The sequence below is a fragment of the Emticicia sp. BO119 genome (genome assembly GCF_013912375.1).
Lineage (GTDB): Bacteria > Bacteroidota > Bacteroidia > Cytophagales > Spirosomataceae > Emticicia.
In genome coordinates this window covers 138,579-153,483 of the sequence record NZ_JACETV010000002.1, presented here as the reverse complement: position 1 = coordinate 153,483, position 14,905 = coordinate 138,579, and the positions used below count along the sequence as shown (strand labels likewise).

Annotated in this window: 14 protein-coding genes; 2 read left to right on the top strand and 12 right to left on the bottom strand. The window is 39.7% G+C overall.

Annotation, left to right across the window (positions count from 1 at the left end; translation table 11 throughout):
• Positions 1-23: 23 nt before the first annotated feature.
• The 9 genes from H1R81_RS07680 to pcaH form a co-directional block, all read right to left on the bottom strand.
• Positions 24-1,712 carry a GH39 family glycosyl hydrolase gene (locus tag H1R81_RS07680; protein WP_181840124.1) on the bottom strand — a complete coding sequence of 563 codons (1,689 nt, stop codon included), beginning with the start codon at positions 1,710-1,712 and terminating at the stop codon, positions 24-26.
• Positions 1,713-1,847: 135 nt separating this feature from the next.
• The gene (locus H1R81_RS07675) at positions 1,848-2,369 is read right to left on the bottom strand and encodes an HD domain-containing protein (RefSeq protein ID WP_181840123.1); all 522 of its coding nucleotides are present in this window, start codon (positions 2,367-2,369) and stop codon (positions 1,848-1,850) included.
• An 86-nt stretch (positions 2,370-2,455) separates the two neighbouring features.
• Complete coding sequence (gene pcaF / locus H1R81_RS07670) at positions 2,456-3,664, bottom strand: 3-oxoadipyl-CoA thiolase (protein WP_181840122.1); 1,209 nt, start codon at positions 3,662-3,664, stop codon at positions 2,456-2,458.
• Positions 3,665-3,681: 17 nt separating this feature from the next.
• Positions 3,682-5,028, bottom strand: coding sequence for a 3-oxoacid CoA-transferase (locus tag H1R81_RS07665; RefSeq protein WP_181840121.1), 1,347 nt, complete (start codon positions 5,026-5,028; stop codon positions 3,682-3,684).
• 6 nt (positions 5,029-5,034) lie between these two features.
• Positions 5,035-6,225 carry a 4-hydroxybenzoate 3-monooxygenase gene (locus H1R81_RS07660; protein WP_181840120.1) on the bottom strand — a complete coding sequence of 397 codons (1,191 nt, stop codon included), beginning with the start codon at positions 6,223-6,225 and terminating at the stop codon, positions 5,035-5,037.
• Complete coding sequence (gene pcaD, locus H1R81_RS07655) at positions 6,212-7,351, bottom strand: 3-oxoadipate enol-lactonase (protein ID WP_181840119.1); 1,140 nt, start codon at positions 7,349-7,351, stop codon at positions 6,212-6,214. The genes H1R81_RS07660 and pcaD overlap by 14 nt, the downstream gene beginning before the upstream one ends.
• An 8-nt stretch (positions 7,352-7,359) precedes the next feature.
• Positions 7,360-8,676 carry a 3-carboxy-cis,cis-muconate cycloisomerase gene (gene pcaB / locus H1R81_RS07650; RefSeq protein ID WP_181840118.1) on the bottom strand — a complete coding sequence of 439 codons (1,317 nt, stop codon included), beginning with the start codon at positions 8,674-8,676 and terminating at the stop codon, positions 7,360-7,362.
• A 14-nt stretch (positions 8,677-8,690) separates the two neighbouring features.
• Positions 8,691-9,215, bottom strand: coding sequence for a protocatechuate 3,4-dioxygenase subunit alpha (pcaG, locus tag H1R81_RS07645; RefSeq protein WP_181840117.1), 525 nt, complete (start codon positions 9,213-9,215; stop codon positions 8,691-8,693).
• A gap of 26 nt (positions 9,216-9,241) precedes the next feature.
• On the bottom strand, positions 9,242-9,949 hold the full coding sequence (gene pcaH / locus H1R81_RS07640) for a protocatechuate 3,4-dioxygenase subunit beta (protein ID WP_181840116.1): 708 nt from the start codon (positions 9,947-9,949) through the stop codon (positions 9,242-9,244).
• 206 nt (positions 9,950-10,155) lie between these two features.
• Between pcaH and H1R81_RS07635 the strand changes: the two genes are divergently transcribed.
• Together H1R81_RS07635 and H1R81_RS07630 are read left to right on the top strand one after the other, a co-directional pair.
• A complete protein-coding gene (locus H1R81_RS07635; RefSeq protein WP_181840115.1) occupies positions 10,156-11,028 on the top strand; it encodes a helix-turn-helix domain-containing protein in 873 nt (290 codons plus the stop codon).
• Positions 11,029-11,225: 197 nt separating this feature from the next.
• Positions 11,226-12,050: a hypothetical protein gene (locus tag H1R81_RS07630; protein ID WP_181840114.1), complete on the top strand. Its 825-nt coding sequence runs from the start codon at positions 11,226-11,228 to the stop codon at positions 12,048-12,050.
• 15 nt (positions 12,051-12,065) lie between these two features.
• Here H1R81_RS07630 and H1R81_RS07625 read toward each other — a convergent pair whose 3' ends face one another.
• The 3 genes from H1R81_RS07625 to H1R81_RS07615 are packed head-to-tail and all read right to left on the bottom strand — an operon-like array spanning position 12,066 to position 14,832.
• Positions 12,066-13,364: an MFS transporter gene (locus tag H1R81_RS07625; RefSeq protein ID WP_181840113.1), complete on the bottom strand. Its 1,299-nt coding sequence runs from the start codon at positions 13,362-13,364 to the stop codon at positions 12,066-12,068.
• Positions 13,365-13,398: 34 nt separating this feature from the next.
• Positions 13,399-13,929 carry a DUF3237 domain-containing protein gene (locus H1R81_RS07620; RefSeq protein WP_181840112.1) on the bottom strand — a complete coding sequence of 177 codons (531 nt, stop codon included), beginning with the start codon at positions 13,927-13,929 and terminating at the stop codon, positions 13,399-13,401.
• 36 nt (positions 13,930-13,965) lie between these two features.
• Positions 13,966-14,832: an amidohydrolase family protein gene (locus tag H1R81_RS07615; RefSeq protein WP_181840111.1), complete on the bottom strand. Its 867-nt coding sequence runs from the start codon at positions 14,830-14,832 to the stop codon at positions 13,966-13,968.
• Between the last annotated feature and the right edge of the window lie 73 nt (positions 14,833-14,905).

Genomic DNA, 14,905 nt, shown 5'->3' with positions numbered 1-14,905 from the left:
ATTGCTAAATTAATATAGGTTTATTACCAGTCAAATTTCAATAAAGAAACCCCTTGCCTTGGTAGTTTAAGATTTACTTTTAAACTACCATTGTTTGTTTTTACATAACTTGGTGAACTTAATAATGTCAATTGTCCTGCTTTTTCTAAGATAGCTATTTGTTCTTTGGTCGGGTTTTCAGGTGAACCCATTTTCTTCCAGACTTCGTAGGCATTGCTGTTCTCATCATCTATCCGATAATGATAAAACTGGATTTTTCCGGCAGGTAATCCTTTCAAATCTATTTCAATCAAGGCATCTTCTGCGGTTACATCATCGTCATGGTAATGCCAGAGCATCATAGCAGCAGTATTTATATCTTTACTGGCGAGGGCATTGATATCTGCATTTTTCCCTCTCACACTTGAATCTCTCACCATCTTGAAATCATATTTCATATTGCCCTTTACCTCTACTCGTTTGCCCGACATCTGCCCAAACATTCTGAATACATTGAGTACAGGTTTATCTATACCATTAGTAGCTAAATCTCTGAATCCATAAAAGTAAGGTTGATTTTCGAACTCAAACGACCAGCTTACTGCTGCTTTCAGATTAACGCCATAATGGTCTGCCAAAGCATATTTACGAGCAAAAGAAGCAGCCGTATAGCTCGAATACATCGTACCATTACGATAAGCATTCTGTGGATTTGTTTTCATACCACAGGCCGCACAACCTTCAGGGTCTGACTCTCCGATAATGATAGGTAAGTGTTTAAGGGTAGGAAACGAGGCTACAATTCTAAATCCTTCTGAAATGTCTCTTAGCTGTGTACCCATATTCATCTGCACATGTCCATCCACAATTTTAGGTGCGCCTTTGGCATGAAATGAAATGAAATCAAGTGGAGAGCCTACTTTTCCGGTTACATAATTTTTACCAGAAATACAGTGTTTCAGAAAGGTTTGCAGGAAATCTGCTGCTTTATTCCAGCTTGGGCCTGTGGTTTCCGGACCACCCATTTTAATGGTAGGCAAAGCTCTTTTGGCGGCATCAGCTGTATAATCGTATAGCTTGCAATATTCATCTACTGTGCCTTTCCAATAACCAATATTTGGCTCATTCCATAACTCCCAATACCAGCTTTCAACTTCTTTTTTTCCGTATCTCCCTACTGAGTGTTTTACCCATTGATAGACTAACTCTGCCCATTTTTTATAGTCTTTTGGCGGGTAGGCCCAGCCTGTATAAATATCATTATAAGGCATGCCGGGTTTCCAGTAATGCTCATACGGCATCGGTTTAGGAGAAAGTGCCTGAGGCATGAAACTGAATTGCGCCAATGGCTTGATGCCTCTTTCCAGATACGTATCAAATATTTTATCAACAATAGTCCAATCATAGATTGGATTTCCGTTGGCATCTTCGGTATATACATTGGTTGAACCCCATTTAAGTGTTAGGGTATCATGCCCTGATGTCAGTAAATTATGCGCTCTAAAATAGACTGGCACCGGGCTCATCGCCGATAATTCTGACAGTAATTTTTTACCATCTCGCATATAGGCATAATTAGGTTCATCAGCCCCGAACCATGCCCACATGGTGGTCATATCTCCTATTTTCTTATTAAAATCAACCTGAATTGAAGTTTTTTCGGAAGAAGTACTCTGAGAAAACCCTATAAAACTAATAAGCACAAAGAAGCCTGAAAGAATGATTTTTTTCATGGAAAGGTGGTTTGAATAGAATGATACAAATGTAGCCAATTCTTACAGCTTCATGCAAACTATCACTAAATTTAGAAATATTCAATGCTCTCCCTTTTTACATCTTCCTTGTTCCTTTCTCGATTTTTCTTTCTCCTACTTCCTAAACATCGGTAAAGGATTAGCAGGGTGCTTTAAGAAGTTTTTAGTAGTGGCTTTTATCAGGAAACGATGAAAGCCTGAAGTTGAAAATTGCTGCTTATTCAATTGAATAGCTTGTTTATCTGCTCCAAATGTCAGTATTCCAAAACTCACATCTATCCAGTCGGCTTGCCGGAAAGTCTCTACAGTTCTGGGGTATTTGTGTTTATATGAACTGAGTTTATGATGATTGTCAATCATCAGTTTTATTTCCTCAAACGACTCCTGTTTATTGGTTTCGATAAGATATATTTTAGCTTGTTCGATGGAAGGGGCTAAATAATCGAAAGTATGGTTAGTCCAGATGCCAATGTCGTGGAAGACGGCTGCGATGGCATATTTGTCTTCATTGTTTTTATTAGTATCCAGCAAAAGACAATTCAGGAAAACTCGATATACATGATTGCGATATTTATCGTAATCAGCACCGATGGCTGATTGAAATTCTTGTAATAAATCTTCAATGAGGGGGTTCATATACGAAATATTTTTTACCACGGAGTTCACAAAGTGATTGCACGGAGGGGCACGGAGTTTTTAATCACCGCACGGCCGCTCATTCACTAAATCTTCTCAATCACCACCGCATAACCCATCCCCACACCCACGCACATAGATATTAAAGCGTATCTCTGCTGGGTTCTTACCAATTGATTGACGGCGGCTTGAATAATCCGTGTGCCAGACATTCCCAGAGGATGCCCCAAAGCAATAGCGCCACCGTTTGGGTTGATTCGCTCATCATTATCTGCCAAGCCTAATTGGCGGCTAACCGCCAGACATTGCGCTGCAAAGGCTTCGTTAAACTCAATCACAGCCATATCATCAAGCGACAAACCTGCTTTTTGCAAAGCCTTTTGTGAAGCGCTCACAGGCCCAATACCCATAATACGTGGCTCTACTCCTACAACCGCCGACGAAACAATGCGGGCTTTTGGTGTGAGATTATACGTTTTTATGGCTTCTTCTGAAGTTATCAGCATGGCTATTGAACCATCATTGAGCCCGGCAGAATTGCCTGCGGTTACTGTACCGTTTTCTTTTTTAAAGGCGGGTTTGAGTTTAGCTAAAACCTCCAACGTGGTATTGCCTTTAATAAATTCGTCTTTATCAAACAGACTGATATTCCCTTTTTTATCGGCTATTTCAACACCCATAATTTCTTCTGCCAGAATCCCTTTCTGTTGTGCAGCAAAAGCTTTTTGTTGCGAGTTATAGGCAAATAAATCCTGGTCTTCCCGACTTATATGATAGAGCTCCACCAGATTTTCAGCCGTTACTCCCATTGCATCTGTACCATACATTTGCTGCATTTTAGGATTAATAAATCGCCAGCCAAAACTTGAATCAAACATTTGGGCATCGTTACCGAAAGGTTTCGATGTTTTCGAGATTACCCAGGGTCCCCGTGTCATGTGTTCCATCCCTCCGGCAATCATTACTTCTCCATCGCCTGCTTTAATGGCTCTGTTGGCATGTATCACAGCCGACATACCCGATGAACACAAGCGATTGACAGTTTCACCCGGAACTGTGTAAGGTAGACCAGCTAATAATAAAGCCATTCGAGCCACATTGCGGTTATCTTCCCCTGCCTGATTATGGCAACCTAAAATCACATCATCGATTACCCCGGCAGGAATGGCTGGGTTTCTTTTCAGCAATTCCTTAATAGGGATTGCAGCTAAATCATCAGCCCTTACGGTTGATAAACCACCACCAAAACTACCAATTGGTGTACGAATAGCATCTATGATATATGCTTCTTTCATAAATCAGCTCCTAAGTTTTAACTCAATTTCTCAACAAAACTGGCACTTGTTTTAGCTCTTACTTCCTCCAAAGTAGCATTTGGCATCAATTCTATCAATGTTAATTGATCGGCTGAATAGTCAAAAACTGCCAGTTCAGTTACAATCATACTTACTACTCCCGAAGCTGTTAATGGCAGCGTACAAACAGGTACAATCTTAGATGAACCATCAGGATTGGTATGGGTCATGGTGATAATCAATCGCTTGGCACCTTTGGCTAAATCCATTGCACCACCTACGCCCAATAATGGTTTTCCGGGTACTGCCCAGTTAGCCAGATTAGCGGCTTCATCTACCTCTAAACCGCCCATAATCGCTACATCTATATGTCCGCCCCTGATCATGGCAAATGAATCGGCACTATCAAAATAACTACTGCCTTTCAAAGCCGTCACTGGAATTTTGCCGGCATTTACCGGGTAATCCATCGCTCCACCACCATCGGCTGGTACCGGGCCAACACCTAACATCCCGTTTTCGGTGTGCAGAATAACCCCATGTTCTTCTGTTATCAGGTCAGCCACTAAAGTCGGAATCCCTATGCCTAAATTTACTACATCTCCTTTCTTTAATTCTGCCAAAGCACGTCTGGCCATATTCATGCGCGACTCATCTATTTTTTTGGAAGAGGAAACCGAAGCAGACATGCCCAAATCTTCTAATGTCAAAGTGGCCTGCACCAGATAATCTACATAGCAACCGGGCGTATGAATATGCTCTGGTTGAATCTCTCCAACTGCTACAATTTCTTCTACTTCGGCAATGACTAAATCGGCGGCAGTTGCCATGGCCTTATTAAAATTCTGTTCAGTCATACGGTATTGGAGATTCCCTGCGGTATCTGCCCGCCATGCACGAATAAAGGCCACATTCCCTCTTAAACCTTTGATAAATACCTGCTCTACGCCGTCTATCACTTTGGTCTCGCGGTTTGCGGCTATTAGTGTACCTGCTGAGGCCGGGGTATAAAAACCACCGATGCCTGCGCCTCCTGCTCTGAGCGCTTCGGCCAGAGTACCCTGCGGCAACAATTCATAGTCTATCAAGCCCGCCTGAACCGCCTTTACGGCATCAGGATTAGAGGTAAAAAACGAGCCAATAAGTTTTTTCAACTGACCATTTTTTAATAATCTTCCTCCACCTAAGCCTACTTCTCCGGCATTATTACCTATAAAAGTCAGATTTTTTGTACCTGATTCCGCCAAGGCATGCATCAGATGTACGGGGTTGCCTGTCATGCCAAAGCCGCCTTGCAAAAGTGTGTCGCCCTCTTTTACCATTCGGGCGGCTGTATGTGTATCAATAATCGGAACCTGTTTCATATTTTCTTATTCAAACACTTCAAATGGCAAGCCTACATAGTTTTCGGCTATGGTAGTTGCGTAGGCTTCTGACACTTTTATATAATCGAATTTTGCTTTTTGTAATTGATAGGTAAACGACCCGTGTTCATCCTGTTTATGGAAGAGGGTAGTCATGAAATTAGAGAAATCCTGTGCCCGCCAGATGCGTTTCAGGGCTATAGTTGAGTAATTATCTAATGCTTTGATGGAATTTTTCTGATAGTATTCGGCTAAACCATCTGCCAGATGTTTCACATCTGCTACCGCCAAGTTCAACCCTTTGCCTCCGGTTGGTGGCACAATATGAGCGGCATCGCCCGCTAAAAACAATCTGCCAGACTGCATATTATCAGTAAAAAAACTACGCATAGGTGTAATACTTTTCTCAAAAATCGGCCCTGTTTTTAAACTCCACCCCTCTGTGCCTAAACGAATGGCTAATTCTTCCCAGATTCGCTCATCAGACCAGTTATCAATCAAATCATCATTATCTACCTGAATATATAATCGGCTGATTTTATCTGAGCGTAAACTATGCAGAGCAAAGCCTCTTTCATGGTAAGCATAAATCAATTCATCGGTTGAGGGAGCAACATGGGCTAAAATTCCTAACCAGCTAAAAGGATATGTTACCGTGAATTCTTTATAAGTATCAGGCGGCAAAGTTCTGCGGCCTATGCCATGAAAGCCATCACAGGCAGCTACAAAATCACAATTCAGAATACCTGCTTCCCCTTCGTATTCAAAATGAATTTTCGGACTGTCAGTCTCAAAATCTTCGATTTTTGAGGCAGGGGTTTCAAAATAAATCTGTCCTCCTCCAGCTATCCATTCATCGGTCAGGTCTTTTACTACTTCCTGCTGCCCGTAAATCGTGATGTTTCTTCCACCTGTTAATTCTCCAAATGGTACTCTGATGCGTTGCCCGTCAAAACTCAGATATACCCCACGATGTTCTTGCCCCTCTCTTAAAAGGCGATCCGCCACACCTAAACTTTTATAAATATCAACTGTATTCTGTTCTAATAAACCTGCCCTTACACGTGCCTGCACATACTCACGGCTTCTATTTTCAAGAATGATGGCTTCTATACCCTGTCTGCGCAACAATAATGCTAATGTCAATCCAGCAGGGCCTGCCCCAATAATACCTACCTGTGTTTTAAGTATTTTCATACACAATTCCTATTTCTTTAAACAGTTCCTGCGCCGCAGCAAAAGCCTCGTTGGCGGCAGGAACTCCACAATATACTGCCGATTGTAACAGGATTTCTTTAATTTCAGTAACCGTGACACCATTATTTATAGCCGCTCTCAAATGTAGTTTAAATTCCGGTTTTCTGTTCATGGCAATCAGCATTGCCAGTGTAACCATGCTTCGGCTATGTTTCGATAGTTGAGGGCGTGTCCAGACTTCGCCCCAGGCATAATTGGTGATAAACGACTGGAAATCTGTATTGAAAGAATTGATTTTCTCGTTGGCTTTATCAACATAAGCATTGCCTAATACAGTTCGTCTGACATGCATCCCCTTGGCATAATTAGTATCACCTACCAGAAAATCCAATAATACCTGTGCATATTCCTTAGGAATTTCTGTGCTTGCCAGATGCCGGGCTTGTAGAACTTTCAGATGAGCAAATGGAATCTTATTGGCCAAATATTCTGCCTGTTCTACATTGGTTACAGGGTCTTCATCACCTGTAATAACCAACGTTTCTACCGGAATATTCTGTACTTTTGCTCTGAAATCAGCATCTCTTACAGCCATGCAACCATTGGTATAACCCATAAGATTGTTACGAAGAAACATAGCCTTAATTTCTCCTGTACGTGTAGGATTTTGCCTTTTGAAATCTTCCGTAAACCAGCGTTCCATTGTTTCAGTCGCAATGGCTTGTATCCCATTTTTTGTAACATTCTCAATACGTGTATTCCAACGCTCATCATCTCCTATTTTTGCAGCTGTATTGCTCAGCACCAATTTTTCAAATCTTTCAGAGTGATTCAGCCCCAACCATTGCCCGATTAAACCTCCTATGGATAAACCACAGAAATAAGCCGTTTCAATTTTCAAATCGTCCATCAGGTCTATTACATCTTCGCCCAGTTGCTCAATCGTGTATTTCCCGGCCGTTACCTCACTACCTCCGTGCCCTCGCATATCATATTGTAAAACTCTGAAGTAAGGAAGCAGATAAGGAACGAGTTCGTCCCACATCATCATTTCAGAACCTAAGGAATTTGAAAATATCAACACCGGACTATTGGGTGTTCCCTGGAGCTTATAATTTGTTTTCATACTGAGTGTCAGTGATTTGAAAGATTGTCTAAAATTTCATCAATGATGTCTAAACTATTACCTATTGCGTGTTCAGGCATAAATAGTTTATCCAAGTTAGGTAAATCTACAAACATTTCAGCTAAAATTTCTTTCAAATGCCTTTGTTGGGCTATTGCCTGCTTACTGGCTTTCTCTATCAGTTCATGCGCTTGTGTTTTACCCATTTTAGAGGCTAATGCCAAAGATACATTTTCAGTATAAATCAGTCCCCTGGTTAATTCTAAGTTGATTGACATCTGCCTCTCATTAACTTCCAGACCTTCCAGCAACTCAATAGTTCTTTCTACAGTACCTCCGGTCAGCATCATGATTTCGCTTACCACCTCCCACTCCGAATGCCATAACCCGGCAGAACGTTCATGCTCTTGTGGCATAGAAGATAAAATGGTAGCTACCAGATGTGGTAACCGATTGGTATTTGCCAGTATAGCTGCGCATATTGCAGGGTTTCTCTTATGTGGCATTGTACTTGAGCCTCCTTTACCCTCACCTGCCCCCTCCAGAAGTTCCGCTATTTCGGTTTGCATCAGTAAAGAAATATCTTTGGCTATCTTGCCTATACTCCCTACTAAAATTCCTAAAACACATGCCCATTCTGCCATATTATCTCTTGCCGATTGCCACGAAAAAGCAAAGTTCAGCTCTAATATCTCAGCCACCAACTGTTGTACTTCTTTTGGTAGAAAGGCATTGCCACTACCCACCGCACCACTCAATTGTACTACTAAAATTCTATCTTCTACGCTTTTAATACGGGCTTTTGTTCGCTCAATACTCTGCAACCACAAAGCTGTTTTCAAACCAAAAGTAATCGGGCGGGCCTGTTGTAAAAGTGTGCGCCCTACCATTATTGTTTGCCTGTGCTTTTTAGTTAAATTGATTAATAATTGCGAAAGAATATCCAATCTTTCATCGAGCCAGATCATAAACTCCTGAATCTGTAACACAGTAGCAGTATCTACAATGTCCTGGCTTGTAGCTCCCAGATGTACGTATTTTGAGGCTTCCACATCGTTGTTCTTAACAATGCGTGTCAACTGTTTTACCAGAGGAATAGCGGCATTTCCACCAGCTATCAGGTCTGTTTTTAGTTTTTCTATATCAATAAAATCAGTTCTACAACAACTGACAATCGTTTCAGCTAAATCAGTCGGAATAATCCCCTGCTCTGCTTGTGCGATCGCCAATACCCCCTCCACGCGAAGCATCTCCGCTATGGTTTGGGTATCAGACAAAAGTTCGTTGACTTCATCTGAATAGAAATATTGAGAATATAAGCTCATCGTATCATAAGCATTTATATATCAAAAAAAACAGTTTCGTTTTCACCCTGCATGTAGATATTAAACTCATAGATATTTCCCTTATTCTTTGCTATCAGAGTATCTCTTCTATCCTCAGGTACTAAACTCAACACTGCATCTTTAGTATTCAGGTCTGTTTCATCTGAAAAATAAATGCGTGTATAGGAATGAATCTGTTGCCCTCGCATAAAAATAATTACAGATAAATAAGGAGCTTGTCCGTTAACAGAAGCTGGTTTGATGGTATGAAAAATAAAACGGCTTTCTGCATCTGTCCCGGTGCCGAAACGCCCGAAAAGTTGATTCTGACCATCATTCTGCCAGATTTCAATCATGGCATCGGATATCACAACTCCCTGGCCATCAAATACTTTACCGACAATAGTAATAGCCCTGTCATGGTCAAGAGGGCTAACCATCTCATTGCCAACAAGGCTTTTAAAATCATATAAATATTGCTCAGGAGTGAGCCCATAAGCAAAATAAGGGCCAACGGTCTGAGAAGGGGTTTGTCGCATAGCTTAAGCAATTTACAAATGAGCAATCACAAAGTTTCAAAAGGTGTTTGTTTATAACCTCTCAGCACAAAATCGAAACGATAACCCAAAGCAAAGCTGGGCTCGGTTGCACCTAAGTCAAATTTACAAATGAGTAATTCTCTGCCTTTAGGCGGTACACTCAGAAAAACAGGGTCATAATCTAAAAGAGGATCACCCGGAAAATACATCTGTGTTACCAATCGGTTGGTGATATTAGCCCCGAATAAAGAAAAATGAATATGATTAGGCCGCCAGGCATTGTAATGATTACCCCACGGATACGCTCCCGGCTTGATAGTATAAAATTTATAGTTGCCGTCAGAGTCAGTCATACAACGGCCTGCGCCTAAGAAATTAGGGTCAAGAGGTGCTTCATGCTGGTCAACTTTATGGACATAACGCCCGGCTGAATTGGCCTGCCAGATTTCAATAAGAGTGTTGGGGACAGGATACCCGTTTTCGTTCATTACTTTCCCATGTACGATAATTCTTTCACCAATGGGCTCACCATTCTTAACTGTATTTTTTGTAAGGTCATGGTCGAGCGGCCCTACATTAAAATCTCCAAAAACCGGGCCTGTGAGTTCAGATAATGATTGTTTGAGAAGCACTAATGGTTTTTGCGGTGCCCGATATATAGTTGATTTGTATTCGGGAGTCAAATAGGCTGGATGAACCTCCCTGTCAAAAGAGTTATAGATAATCTGGCTCATGGTTGAATATTTTTAACAAAGATATTTTCAGAATACAAAATGCTCTTGGATTAATAAAAATATTACTTGTACAAAACAAACATTCCTGATACCTTTATTAAGATTCCTTAAAGAGATTTAATAAAGTATATCCAATATCTCTATAATAAAACTATTAATCATAAAGGTACTCCTATAATTAGCAATTTGTATTTTTAAAACATACCATGATTAAAACCATTGTAAATTTTAAAGGTCTTTATGGAGATAAACAAGCCATTTATCTACCCGACTTTATTCATCACGAACCGCTCGAAACCCGTAGCAAAATGTATGACTGGGAGATTAAAGAACATTTGCATACAGAGCTTTTTCAGGTGTTTATTATTACAAAAGGCGAAGGAATGATTATTTCTGAAAATAAAGAATTGAAAATTATCGGGCCCTGTATCATTACTATTCCCACTAATGCACTTCATGGTTTTATTTTTCAGCCTGATATTACAGGAGAAGTTATTACTTTTTCAGAATCTTTTCTGGAAAATATCTTTAAGCCGACACCTAAAATATTACACGGCATCAATCGATTTAACCTCTTACTATTTCAGAAGAATACGGGAGTTTTTCATCAGATTGGACAATATATCAACGAAATTGTTAGAGAATTATACGACGATAATCTTGAAAAACAGACTGTCATTCAATCACTTTTTCAATTGTTTTTCATTGGAATCTATCGATATAGTATTTTACAAAGACAGACAATTGCCCAATCAGATAATAGAACATTACAGTATTTTCAGGCTTTTCAAAAAAGCATTAAACAAAGTTTGCATGAAACCAAATCTATAAGCCAGTATTCTCAGGAATTACACATTACAAGCGTACATCTGAACAGAATATGTAAGTCCGTAGTACAAAAATCAGCTTTAGAAATTGTACATGAGTACCTGATTAATGAGGCAAAAAAATATCTGCTCAACACCAATTATTCAGTATCAGAAATATCTTATTTCCTCAGTTTCAAAGACCCGGCATACTTTACGCGTTTATTTAAAAAACAAACAGGAGTAACACCTACTGATTTCAGGAAGAATTAAACCTCTTTTTTGATAGCCTCCTGTAATAAATTTTGAAAGTCTGGTTTTCTCCTAGTATTTTTGCACTCGCTGTGAATTGCTGTTGATATTTTCTCACCTCAGTATTCTGGTTTTAATTATAGATTTTACGTAAATAATTTTTCCAAAAGGCAATACGATTTGTCTTTTAATGCCTATTGCTTAACCATTACACATATATGAAATTTTTAAACCTTACGCTTGTTATCATTTTTTTCATCTGTACTGCAGAAAGTTGTTCTAATAAAAATAAAGTAGAACCTCAAAATCCAGTTGCAAATAAGTTAAGCAATGCAAGCAGAAAGGATGATTACAATATTGATATAAATTATGATGCTAATGGTAATCCTATATTAATAAAAGAGACATCAGATTACTGGAATCATATATATAAAATTGCCTATGAAGGAGAAAAGATTAAAAGTGTAATTTTAGAAAATCTGAATCCTAATAGTTCTACAAAAGTTCTCAATTATGAGATAAAATATATTAGCGAAAACGAGATTTATATTCCTTCACCTCCAGAAGGTGATAGAGAGTTTAAATTGACGTTTAATGAAAACGGCTTACTTAAAAAAAGTATAGAAAATGTTACTAATTATTTTGGCAAATACCAATATATCTATGATTATACCTATAACTCTGACAATAATTTGATTCTTGAAGAAACTACTTATTCAGATGGGATAAAGGCTAAGTCTAGAAGTTACGATGATTATGATCAAATGAATAACCCTTTCTTTGCAAAATCAAAAATCTGGTCAATTATTAATTCAATTAATCTTGTACATCTCAGAACATATATGCCATTCCCGATTTCCAGAAATAATCCAAAAATTTTAACACTAAGAGATTATGATGCCGGAAATAAGCTTGTGTACAAGTATGATAAAAATAATTTCCCGATAGAAATACAGGAATACGTTTACAAAAAAGGTACACCCGATCCTCCAAAAGATAGTGATTATTATCTACAAGAAGAAAACATCAAACTTTCTTATTAAGTAAAATACTAATGTTTAACTCACTTCTTTAGAAGAAATAAACAAGGTCATTACACCTGCCAAAACAGTCGGAACGGCATAAATCAAAAAGTTAGCACTTAATGATAAGCCCATTCCGATTAAAACACCCCCAACAGCGGGGCCAAAGATGCCTCCCGTTCGACCAATCCCGATAGCCCAGCCTACACCAGTTGTTCTGAATTCAGTAGGATACATTCGCGCAGATACAGCATACAATCCCACAAAGCCGCCTTGAATACCAAAGCCTAACAAACCAAATACATAGAGAATAGCATCAGAACCAATAAATATTTTGAAGATTGCCATTAGCACGCCCGTTAGAATCAGAATAATACCTATTGTTTTTTTAAGACCATACCGGCTTGAAAAATAGCCTTGAGTCATGATACCAAACCACGCCCCTACATTAAACACTGTACCTGTATAAATGGCCAATTGCATAGATAAGCCTGCATTGGTAGCTAATTTGGGTATCCAGCTTGTAAGAAAATACAAGGTAGCAAAAGCAAAAAACAAAGCTATCCATAATTGAAAAGTCGGTGTCCGGAATTCATTCCCTAACAGCGATTGTACAGACGTTTTATGTTGTTCTGATGCTTTAGGCGGCACTACTCCAATAGTCTCAAAACCCATTTCTGCCAGTATAAGATTTATTTTTTCTAATGCTCTCTTAGGCTGTTTTTTGATATAGAAATCTAAGGATTCTGTTAAAAAGAAATAAATAATAGGCAATGAAACAATAGTAATAGCTCCTGCCACCTGAAACATCGTTTGCCACCCTTCCTCTACAATAATTTTACCTGATGTCAAGCCTGATAAAACAGCGCCTACCGGATAGCCTGAAATAACAAAACTCACCCAGAAATCCTTGGTTTTGTGAGGCGTATATTCGGCTGCTAAAGCCGCAGTACTTGCCAGCATACTACCAATTCCCAACCCACTGATAAACCTTAATACAACCAACCAGTAAATGGAAGTAGCAAATGAGGTGATATAAACAGTGGTTCCCATCAACGCTGCACTTAACAAAATCATATTTTTACGACCAATCCGGTCGGCAATTGGTGCCAGAAACAAGGCACCGAATGTCATTCCGAATAACCCTGAACCAAATACAACACCTAATGCTTGCGGACTTATCCCCCAGGCTTCGGATATAGCAGGTGCGGCATAGGAAATAACCAGTACATCCATGCCATCAAGCATATTCATAAAAAAACAGACCATAAGCGTAGCATACTGTAGTCGGGATAGCGGCGAATTATCAATCAGGTCTTTTGTATTAAATGTCATGATTATATGGGTTGAATATACTGATGATGAACACTTACTTCACTTTCCAGACCTGAATAGCTACATTATCCGGATTTTTAAGGGCTTTACAAATAAAAATAGCATTATTCAGCCACTCGTACTTACTACCTTTAGGCGCTTCGAATTTCGGTACAGCTCTGAAATAATATTCTGATGGATTCACCTGCTCCCCCTTACCAATGCGTGCGGCAACCTCAGGCGATGCTGCTCTTATTCCTGTATTTTTGATATAGATAATTACCCCATCATCGGTTTTCATCTGATAATGTGCTTCCAGTTCTGCTACGCCATCACTTCTGACAATCTGCCAGTCGGCACCTCCATTCAATATTTCTGCTTTGATATTTGGTCCTTCAACCGTACCGCCAATAATAGGAATAATGCGGCGCACGCCATGCGGAGTATCACCTACCACCATAGCCGGATTGAGTTTTACTTTTAATTCGCACACAAATTCTAACTGAGGAGCTTCAGGAGTAGATTGAGCATTGCTATTTAATAAGCATACAAATAGCAGTATTAGGCCAAGGCAAACTTTTTTCATAGTGTAAACGATAATTAGGTGATATGGGATGGTAAACTAATGCAATCCTAAAAGTCGAATGGCATTTTCCTTTAAAATTAAGGGTTTTACCTCCGGTTTGAAACCCGCTTCATCAAAATCTTTTATCCATCGTTCAGGTGTAATCAATGGAAAGTCTGTTCCAAAGAGCATACGGTCTTTTAATAAGGTATTGGCATACTGTACCAGTTGTTTCGGAAAGTATTTGGGAGACCAACCGCTTAAATCAATATAAACATTAGGTTTGTGCATGGCTACCGAAAGGGCTTCATCCTGCCAGGGCCAGCTTGGATGTGCAATGATAATCGGGCAGTCCGGAAAATCAATTGCTACATCATCCAGATGCATAGGGTTTGAGTACTCCAAACGCAGGCCACCACCACCACGAACCCCACTGCCAAAACCCGAATGCCCCGAATGAAAAAGCATTGGCAATTTATACTCGGCAATAACCTCGTATAAATGATACGCCATTTTATCCTGCGGATAAAACCCTTGTACGGTAGGATGAAACTTGAAACCTTTTACACCATAATTTTCAATCAGGTCACGGGCTTCTCTGGCACCCATTCGTCCTTTATGTGGGTCAATACTGGCAAAAGCTATCATTACGTCAGCATTTTTCAATGCACCTTCAGCTACTTCCTTATTAGGTATTCTACGTTTACCTACATTAAACTCCGAATCGACCGTAAACATCACAAAAGCCATGTTCAGCTCCCGATAATAATCGGCTGTTTCCTGAATCGTCGGGCGTTTGTCAGATTTAAAGTATTTAGCAAAAGCCACATCAAACTCAGACCGATAATCGTCATGCGGCTGCTGACAGGACACTTCTGCATGCGTATGCACATCTATGGCAACTATTTTATTAATGTCAATCATTGTCTACAAAAATCTTGAATTCGATGTTCTTCAAAAAACTCCGTGTTCCTCCGTGCTGTACTTCGTGGAACTC

Bases quoted from the DNA above. Each gene is read 5' to 3' on its own strand.
- H1R81_RS07680 (WP_181840124.1), bottom strand. From the start codon at position 1,712: ATGAAAAAAATCATTCTTTCAGGCTTCTTTGTGCTTATTAGTTTTATA.
- H1R81_RS07675 (WP_181840123.1), bottom strand. From the start codon at position 2,369: ATGAACCCCCTCATTGAAGATTTATTACAAGAATTTCAATCAGCCATC.
- pcaF (WP_181840122.1), bottom strand. From the start codon at position 3,664: ATGAAAGAAGCATATATCATAGATGCTATTCGTACACCAATTGGTAGT.
- H1R81_RS07665 (WP_181840121.1), bottom strand. From the start codon at position 5,028: ATGAAACAGGTTCCGATTATTGATACACATACAGCCGCCCGAATGGTA.
- H1R81_RS07660 (WP_181840120.1), bottom strand. From the start codon at position 6,225: ATGAAAATACTTAAAACACAGGTAGGTATTATTGGGGCAGGCCCTGCT.
- pcaD (WP_181840119.1), bottom strand. From the start codon at position 7,351: ATGAAAACAAATTATAAGCTCCAGGGAACACCCAATAGTCCGGTGTTG.
- pcaB (WP_181840118.1), bottom strand. From the start codon at position 8,676: ATGAGCTTATATTCTCAATATTTCTATTCAGATGAAGTCAACGAACTT.
- pcaG (WP_181840117.1), bottom strand. From the start codon at position 9,215: ATGCGACAAACCCCTTCTCAGACCGTTGGCCCTTATTTTGCTTATGGG.
- pcaH (WP_181840116.1), bottom strand. From the start codon at position 9,949: ATGAGCCAGATTATCTATAACTCTTTTGACAGGGAGGTTCATCCAGCC.
- H1R81_RS07635 (WP_181840115.1), top strand. From the start codon at position 10,156: ATGATTAAAACCATTGTAAATTTTAAAGGTCTTTATGGAGATAAACAA.
- H1R81_RS07630 (WP_181840114.1), top strand. From the start codon at position 11,226: ATGAAATTTTTAAACCTTACGCTTGTTATCATTTTTTTCATCTGTACT.
- H1R81_RS07625 (WP_181840113.1), bottom strand. From the start codon at position 13,364: ATGACATTTAATACAAAAGACCTGATTGATAATTCGCCGCTATCCCGA.
- H1R81_RS07620 (WP_181840112.1), bottom strand. From the start codon at position 13,929: ATGAAAAAAGTTTGCCTTGGCCTAATACTGCTATTTGTATGCTTATTA.
- H1R81_RS07615 (WP_181840111.1), bottom strand. From the start codon at position 14,832: ATGATTGACATTAATAAAATAGTTGCCATAGATGTGCATACGCATGCA.